The following is a 7,409-nucleotide window of genomic DNA, read 5'->3' on the forward strand; positions in this document are numbered from 1 at the left end:
GGTGCGGACGGGGTGGAATCCAGGGTGGGACGATGGGCGGGTCTGCGCACCCATGTGGGACTGCACGATATTGAGAGCTGTGCGCAGGTCACGGCGAGTAATGTGGACATCGAAGACACCCACTGCCACTTCTTCTTCGGCCGTCAGGTCGCCCCTGGTGGGTACGCCTGGGTCTTTCCCAAAGGCAATGGGCTTGCCAATATCGGCCTGGGCGTGTCCGGCGACTGCGCGCGGAACAAGCCGGCGTGGGCCTACCTGGAGGAGTTTCTCGCCAGTCGCTTCCCCCGCGTGTCGGTGCTGACCATGGTGGCCGGTGGCGTACCGGTAGCCAAACCCTTGAAGCGGCTGGTCGCCAATGGCCTCATGCTGGTGGGCGATGCAGCACGCCAAGCCAATCCCGTGTCAGGAGGTGGTATCATCTCTGGTATGATCGCGGCCAAGATCGCCGGCCAGGTAGCCGCGCAGGCCATCCGCGAGGGCGATGTCTCCGAGGCCCGATTGCAGGAGTATGTCGCACGGTGGCATCAGCAAGAGGGTAGGGCCCACGAGCGGTTCTACAGGCTCAAGGAGGCCATCTGGCGGCTGACCGATGACGACCTGAACCGCACCGCCGAAGGTTACCTCCGCACGGCTCCAGAAAAGCGTTCATTGCTGAGCCTCTTCGCCACGGCGCTGGTCAATCAGCCCAAGCTGATACTTGAGGCTGCCAAGGTGTTCGTGTGAAACTGCAGGGAAGTGGAGATGCCGTACCTCTTTGACCCGAAAGAAAGCCGCGTGTGGACCGTTCCCAACATGCTCACGGTACTCCGCTTCTTCTTCCTCGTGCCCATCTACCTGTGTCTTCGGCAGGATGCGCCGCGCGCTGATTTGACAGCGGCAGGCCTGATGGTGGTTGCCGCCGGCACCGACTTTTTCGACGGGCTTCTTGCCCGCCGCCTGCGGCAGACGTCCAATGTGGGGCGCATCCTCGACCCGCTGGCAGACAAGGTGTGCGCAATCTTCGTGTTGGCTATGCTCGTGGGCCTGGGCAGGGTGTCAAGCTGGTATCTTGCTGCAGTGGTGGCGCGCGACCTATTGATTCTTGCAGCAGGAGCGTTCCTGATTCTTGGTAAACGGTTCGTCTCCGAGTCGAATCTGGTGGGCAAGATGACCGCGGCCTCCGTCGTGCTCGTCATCGTCGCCTCCACTCTAAGGCTCGGCATAATCGCCACGTTGCTCGTCTGGCTCTCGAGTCTGCTGCTACTGGCGTCACTCGTGAGTTACGGGCTCGTCTTTGCACGGCTTGTGCGCAGCGCTCCGTCCCCAGGAAAGGGGGCAAGCGCCCGTGCCGTCGAGGGAGAAAGGCAATGAGCGCCGTGATGAGTCGGCTCCGCTCCGGCCTGCTGAAGACCAGACTCGCCCTGAGCGAAGGCCTGGCACGGGTGGTGGGCACAAAGCGGCCCCTGGACAGCCAGTTCTTGGCCGAACTGGAGGAGGTGCTGATCGCTGCCGACGTTGGGGTTGCGGTGAGCGAAAAGCTTGTGGCTCAGTTGCAAGAAGCACTCCGCACTCTCCCGACCTCTGACCCGCAGCAGGTCGTCAAGCTCCTGCAGGAGCAATTGGTGCTGCTCCTCGACGGCGGTTCCTCAGACGGACCGGCACCCGCTCACCAGCCCTACGTCATTTTGGTGGTCGGCGTCAACGGCACGGGCAAAACCACCAGCATCGGCAAGCTTGCCTACCACTACCGCCAACAGGGCAAGAAGGTGTTGTTGGCAGCGGCAGACACGTTTCGCGCTGCCGCCACCGAGCAGCTGGCAGTCTGGGCGCAGCGCGCAGGGGCGGATATGGTCCGGACGAATCCGGGCGCAGACCCGGCAGCATTGGCCTTCGACGCGCTGAACGCAGCCATGGCACGAGGCGTGGACGTCCTGCTGGTGGATACCGCCGGCCGCTTGCACACCAAGGTCAATCTCATGGAGGAGGTGAGCAAGATCCGCCGCGTGCTGGACCGTCGTCTGCCTGGCGCTCCGCACGAAGTGCTGCTGGTCATCGACGCCACCACCGGGCAGAATGGCCTGTCCCAGGCGCGGCAGTTCACCCAGGCCACTGGCGTCACCGGGATCGTCCTCACCAAGCTCGACGGCACGGCAAAGGGCGGCATCGCGGTGGCCATCCGCCAGGAGCTCGGCGTGCCCGTGCGGTGGGTTGGCCTTGGCGAAGGCATCGGTGACCTCGCCCCCTTCGATGCGCGGGAGTTCGTGGAGGGGCTCTTTGGATGAAGATCGCGCCGATAGACTTGGGCTGCCCCAAGAACACCGTGGACCTCGAGAAGGTGCTGGGCCTGCTCGCCGTGCCAGGGCTGCGCATCGTCGAAGACCCGTGCAGGGCAGATGTCGTCATCATCAACACCTGCGCGTTCATCCGCCCGGCGGTCGAGGAGGCATTAGAAACAATTTTGGAGACCGCCCGGTTAAAGGGACAGGGCACCCGGAGGATCGTGGTCACGGGATGCCTGCCGCAGCGGTTTGGCAAGGAATTGGCAGGCCTCCTCCCGGAGGCTGAGCTGGTGGTCACGGCACGCGACCCGACCCGCATGGCCGCACGCATCCGCGGCTTCCTCGGCTTGCGTGCGGCTGGGCACAGCAGGGCGCGCTGGTCGCTCACGCCCTCGCACTACGCTTACCTCAAGATCGCCGAGGGGTGTGACAACTGTTGCGCCTACTGTACCATCCCGCTCATCAAGGGGCGGTACCGCAGCAGACCTGCGGAGGTTGTCTTGGCGGAAGCGCGGGAATTGGCCCGACGCGGGGCACAGGAGCTCATCGTGGTGGCGCAGGACACCACGCTGTACGGCGCCGAGGGGGGAAAGCCTTCTGCCTTGCCGGAGCTCCTGCGCGCGTTAGCCCAAGTGGAGGGTCCCCGCTGGATCCGGCTGATGTATACCCATCCTGCACACGTGGATGAGCCACTGATTGCCACCATTGCCAGCCAGGAGCGCATCTGCAAGTACATCGATCTGCCGGTACAACACGGCTCCGACCGGATTCTGGCTGCGATGGGTCGAAAGACCACCAGGGCGCAGCTGGAGCAGCTGGTGCACCGCATCCGCCAGCAGATACCCTCGGTCGCCATCCGGTCCACCGTGATGGTGGGGTTCCCTGGCGAGACAGAGGCAGACTTTGAGTTGCTCCTCGACTTCTTAGAGGCGGTGCGCTTCGACCACCTTGGGGTCTTCACCTACTGGCCGGAGGAAGAGACCCGAGCGGCCGCCATGGCCGGGCAAGTTGCGGAGGAAGAAAAGAATGCCCGCCATGCGCAGGTTCTCGATCTGCAGAGCCGCATCAGCAGCGCGCGCACGGCCGGTTTACTGGGAAGGACCGTGCTGGTCCTGGTGGACGAAGTCGACAAGACCCTAGGCATCTCCTGGGGCAGGACGGAGTGGGACGCACCTGAGGTCGATAGTCGCGTGCGGATTGACGACATACTGGAACCGGGACACTTTGCAACAGTGCGCATCACAGGTTCGGACGGATTTGACCTTCACGCCACCCCGGCGGGTAGCAGCAGTACGTCTGCCGCGGCTGGGGAGGGCGCGGAACTGAGCGTGCCGAGGGAAGTTTCTCGTGTTTGAGGAGTGGCTTGACTCATCTTGCGCAGCACTGGCAAAGCGGCTCACTTCGTCACACCGAGCTTTCCCCCGGTGGGAGGGAATGATGAGAAGGCTTTTCTCGTTGTTGGTCGCCACCTTGCTTCTGGTGGCCATAGTGGCACCCCCCACCTTCTTGTGGGCCCAGACAGAGATGAGCCAGGAAGCCAACGAGCTGGGGCCGCGATTTCACTACGACGTCTCCACGATGGCCTCACCCTTGGACTCGACCAAGAGCCGGGTGCACGTCTACGTCAAGATCACCTTCGACGAGATTCAGTTCGTGCGCAGCGACTCCGGCTACAGCGGCTCCTACGAGGTAACGGTGGTCGTACTCGACAAGGCGCGCGACCAGGTTGCTGGCAAGGTGTGGCGGGACGAAATGGCCACTGCGGTGTACGAACAGACGACTTCCCGGCGGGACTTCAACACCAGCTACGCCAGCTTCGACATCCCCCCGGGCGAGTACACGATGACCATCGGCGTGACCGATCTGGAGACACGGGAGCGTCGCCAGGTCACGCAGCCGCTGAAGGTACGCGACTTTCGCGCGCTGCCCCTGGCCCTCAGCGATATCACCTTCGCCTCGGTGGTCGAGAGCGACTCGCTCGGCCTCAGATCGATTCGCCCTGACGTCTCGGACAATACCATCGGCATAAGCAGGACTCTTTTTGCCTGTTTCGAGATTTACACCCGACGACCGCACCGGAGTGTCACCATTTCCTACCGCGTGGTAAACGCGCGCAACAAGGTGGTGCTGGCCCGTTCTTACCAGCGCTCTCTTGCCGCCTGGCGGACACTGGACTATTTTCCGCTCTACCCGGATAGCTTGGGATACGGCAGGTACATCCTCCGTTTGGCGGTGAAAGGTGATGGTGCAGAGGACCAGGTGGAGAAGATGTTTAACGTGCGGTGGAGCGGCCTGCCAGCCACAGTCTCCGACTTGGACATGGCCATCGAGCAGGTCAGGTACGTGGCCGAGAAGAAGGAATACGACGCCCTCCGCAAAGCACCGGAGGAAAAGAAGCTCAACGAGTTCGTGCGCTTCTGGAAACGCCGCGACCCCACGCCGGGCACCGAAGAAAACGAGGCTATGGACGAGCACTACCGGCGGGTGGAGTACGCCAACGAACGCTTCACCGTATTCCGCGAGGGGTGGAAGACCGATATGGGCATGGTCTACATCATCCTTGGCCCACCCAACGACATCGAGCGGCACCCCTACCCGGCCGGGGACAAACCGTACGAGATCTGGTACTATTATCGCATCAACAGGCAGTTCGTCTTCTACGACCCCACAGGATTTGGCGAGTATCGTCTGTTGAATCCGTATTCGCTCTACGATCTGAACCGGCTTCGGGAATGAGGGAAAAGGCACTGAGCAGAGGAGGCGCATGAACCCCATACGACCCCCAAGACTCCGGCCCGGGGACACCATCGGCATCGTCACCCCGGCCAGCCCCATGATCCCGGAACGCCTTGCCAAAGGCATTGCTTACTTGCAGGAGCGTGGCTTCAAGGTGATCCAGGGGGAACACGTGTACGCACAACGCGGCTACCTGGCAGGGACCGACCAGGAGCGCGCCGAGGACCTCAATCGCATGTTCGCCGACCCTGAGGTGAAGGCGGTGTTCTGCTCACGCGGTGGCTACGGGGTGTCGCGTCTGCTTGAGCGCATCGACTACCAGGCCTTGCGAGCAAACCCGAAGATTTTTGTGGGATATAGCGACTTGACCGCCCTTGAGCTGGCCATTTGGCAGGAGGTCGGCCTGGTCACATTTTCCGGGCCAATGGTGGCCGTGGAGATGGGCAAGGGCATCCACCCGTTCACCGAGGAGCACTTCTGGCGAATGCTCACGGCTACAGACGCCAATGGGCCGTTACCCCACCCAGAAGGGCAGGCTCTCACCTGCCTGCGCCCTGGCAGGGCACGCGGGCGGCTGCTGGGCGGCTGTCTCTCGCTCATTGCGCCGCTCATGGGGACGCCCTTCATGCCCGATCTGGAAGGTGCCATTCTCGTGCTTGAGGACATCGACGAGGAAGTCTATCGCATCGATCGCTACTTTGCGCAGTTCCGCAGCGCGGGAATTCTCGACCGCATTGCCGGACTGGTATTCGGCACTTTCATCAACTGGGAGCCGAGCGAAACTGACAAGCCCTTTCTGACCTTAGAACAGGTCATCGATGACTATGTGAGCGACTTGCCGATACCGGTGGTTGCAGGCCTCGCCTATGGACACGGCGAGGCCAAAGTGACCCTGCCCATCGGTGTGGAGGCGGAGCTCGATGCTGATCAGGGGACGCTGAGCATAGTCGAACCTGCGGTGGCGTAGACTGCTTGCTCTGGAGGGAGCGACCATGCCCCATTTGCGCCTTGCCGTACTGGCCTCCGGCCGTGGCTCGAATTTGGAGGCTATCCTGCGGGCCATAGACCGCGGTGAGCTCGACGCAGAAGTCGCAGTGGTCATCAGCAACAAGTCCACTGCCGGCGCCTTGGAGATCGCCCGCGCCCGCGGGATACCGGCTGTGCACCTGTCGGCACTCCAGTTCTCGTCGCAGGAGGAATTCGACCAGGCGCTGTTGGAGCTCTTGGAGCGGCACGCGGTGAACTTTATCGCCCTGGCCGGGTACTTGAAGATGTTGAGCCCTACCATCGTGCGGGCCTTTCGCCATCGCATTCTCAACATCCACCCGGCGTTGCTCCCGTCCTTCGGCGGCAAAGGGCTCTATGGCCACTACGTGCACGAGGCCGTGCTTGCCTATGGCTGCAAGGTCTCTGGTGCGACTGTGCACCTGGTGGACGAGGAGTACGACACCGGTCCGCCGGTGATTCAGGAGTGTGTGCCCGTGTTGGAAGACGACACTCCGGAGACTTTGGCGGCGCGCGTGCTGACTGTGGAACACCGCATCTACGCCCAGGCTCTGCAGCTCTTTGCCGAAGACCGCGTGCTGGTAGAGGGTCGCCGCGTGCGCATCTTGCCAGCAAAGAAGGGGGCCTAACGTGGCGCGCCGTCCGTCGCTGTTGGTCGGCCTGCTGCTCGGCTGGCTGCTGATTTGCTTGTGCGCCACGCCCTCGACCGACCTGGTGGACATTCGTGGTCTCGATTCTACGATTGTGGTCGACCTGAAGTACGCGACCGCAGACAATTTCGTGGGCGACACACTGTACGCGGCCAATGTCTGCTTTCTACGCCGCCCAACCGCCGAGCGTCTGGTGCGCGTGCAACGTCGGCTTCGGGAAGCAGGACTGGGCCTCAAAGTGTACGACTGCTATCGCCCCTTGTCGGTGCAATGGCGCATGTGGGAGCTGGTCCCGGACACCCGCTACGTGGCCGATCCCCGCAAGGGCTCGCGCCACAACCGCGGCGCAGCAGTGGACGTCACGCTGGTGGATAGCAACGCGCGGGAGCTGCCCATGCCCAGCAGCTTCGACGACTTTACCGAAAGGGCCAGCCGCTCCTTCATGGCGGCACCGCCAGAGGCTCTCCACCACCGTGCCCTTTTGGAGGAGGCGATGACTGCCGAGGGTTTTCTCCCGTTGCCCTCGGAATGGTGGCATTTCGACGACCCGGAGTGGCAAAGGTACCCAGTACTGGACATACCCCTGGAGAAGCTGCACGAGCGCCATGGGAGGTAAGATCTGGACGGCACGAGGAAGACGATGAAACGGCGAGCTTTGATTAGCGTGTTTGACAAGACAGGTGTAGCAGACTTTGCGCGGGGCCTGCACGAACTCGGCTTTGAGATCATCTCCAGCGGTGGGACCGAGAAGGCATTGCGT

General features: G+C 62.7%; 9 protein-coding genes. All 9 read left to right on the plus strand.

Translation table 11 applies throughout. From position 1 onward, the window contains the following. The first annotated feature begins 24 nt into the window (after positions 1–24). Positions 25–723, plus strand: coding sequence for an NAD(P)/FAD-dependent oxidoreductase (locus H5U38_05050; protein MBC7186387.1), 699 nt, complete (start codon positions 25–27; stop codon positions 721–723). 18 nt (positions 724–741) lie between these two features. Next, positions 742–1,350 (plus strand): CDP-alcohol phosphatidyltransferase family protein, encoded by a 609-nt coding sequence (locus H5U38_05055; protein MBC7186388.1) that lies wholly within the window; start codon positions 742–744, stop codon positions 1,348–1,350. After that, positions 1,347–2,261 carry a signal recognition particle-docking protein FtsY gene (gene ftsY, locus H5U38_05060; GenBank protein ID MBC7186389.1) on the plus strand — a complete coding sequence of 305 codons (915 nt, stop codon included), beginning with the start codon at positions 1,347–1,349 and terminating at the stop codon, positions 2,259–2,261. The genes H5U38_05055 and ftsY overlap by 4 nt, the downstream gene beginning before the upstream one ends. Beyond that, positions 2,258–3,613, plus strand: a complete 1,356-nt coding sequence (gene rimO / locus H5U38_05065; GenBank protein MBC7186390.1) for a 30S ribosomal protein S12 methylthiotransferase RimO — start codon at positions 2,258–2,260, stop codon at positions 3,611–3,613. The genes ftsY and rimO overlap by 4 nt, the downstream gene beginning before the upstream one ends. Before the next feature lie 913 nt (positions 3,614–4,526). After that, complete coding sequence (locus H5U38_05070) at positions 4,527–4,994, plus strand: GWxTD domain-containing protein (GenBank protein MBC7186391.1); 468 nt, start codon at positions 4,527–4,529, stop codon at positions 4,992–4,994. A gap of 28 nt (positions 4,995–5,022) precedes the next feature. After that, positions 5,023–5,961 (plus strand): LD-carboxypeptidase, encoded by a 939-nt coding sequence (locus H5U38_05075; protein MBC7186392.1) that lies wholly within the window; start codon positions 5,023–5,025, stop codon positions 5,959–5,961. A gap of 25 nt (positions 5,962–5,986) precedes the next feature. Next, the gene (locus H5U38_05080; GenBank protein ID MBC7186393.1) at positions 5,987–6,628 is read left to right on the plus strand and encodes a phosphoribosylglycinamide formyltransferase; all 642 of its coding nucleotides are present in this window, start codon (positions 5,987–5,989) and stop codon (positions 6,626–6,628) included. 1 nt (position 6,629) lies between these two features. Further along, entirely contained in the window at positions 6,630–7,265 is a 636-nt protein-coding gene (locus tag H5U38_05085) for a M15 family metallopeptidase (protein ID MBC7186394.1), read from the plus strand. A 24-nt stretch (positions 7,266–7,289) separates the two neighbouring features. Next, positions 7,290–7,409 (plus strand): IMP cyclohydrolase (locus tag H5U38_05090; GenBank protein MBC7186395.1); only part of this gene is annotated, 120 nt, incomplete at its 3' end.

It is taken from the genome of Calditrichota bacterium, from assembly GCA_014359355.1.
In the GTDB taxonomy this organism is placed as follows: Bacteria; Zhuqueibacterota; Zhuqueibacteria; order JANLFK01; family Oleimicrobiaceae; genus Oleimicrobium.